The 377-nt window shown below is 67.6% G+C and carries 1 protein-coding gene; it reads right to left on the reverse strand.

The genetic code is table 11. From position 1 onward, the window contains the following. On the reverse strand, window positions 1-377 hold a 377-nt coding region (locus tag F1193_RS16950; protein ID WP_150098962.1), incomplete at both ends, for an IS66 family transposase.

Raw genomic sequence — 377 nt, forward strand, 5'->3', positions numbered from 1 at the left:
GCGGTTTCGACGACGGAGCGGATGTTGGCGTAGAGGGCGGCGCCCCATTCGGAGCGGAAGCCGTTGGTGATCTTGCGATAGACGGCGCAGGGCCGCAGCGCACGCTCCGAGCCGTTGTTGGTGGCGGAGAGCTCGCGGTTCCGCACGAAGACGAACAGGTGGCGGCGGACCTTCTTGATGATCCGCATCAGCTTGAGGCCGGCGGGATGGGTGGGAACCTGGGCCATGATGCGGTCGAGGCGGCGGTTGAGGTCGGCCTCGTAGGTCTTGAGCGTGCCGTCGGTCAGGTCGGGTCGTCGTCGGCCGATGGCGCAGGCGCGCTTGAGCAGGCCCTTGAAGCCGGGGGCAACGACGCTGTCGCCAGCGTCGATGGCATA

Origin of the sequence: Blastochloris sulfoviridis (assembly GCF_008630065.1) — a bacterium.
In the GTDB taxonomy this organism is placed as follows: Bacteria; Pseudomonadota; Alphaproteobacteria; order Rhizobiales; family Xanthobacteraceae; genus Blastochloris; species Blastochloris sulfoviridis.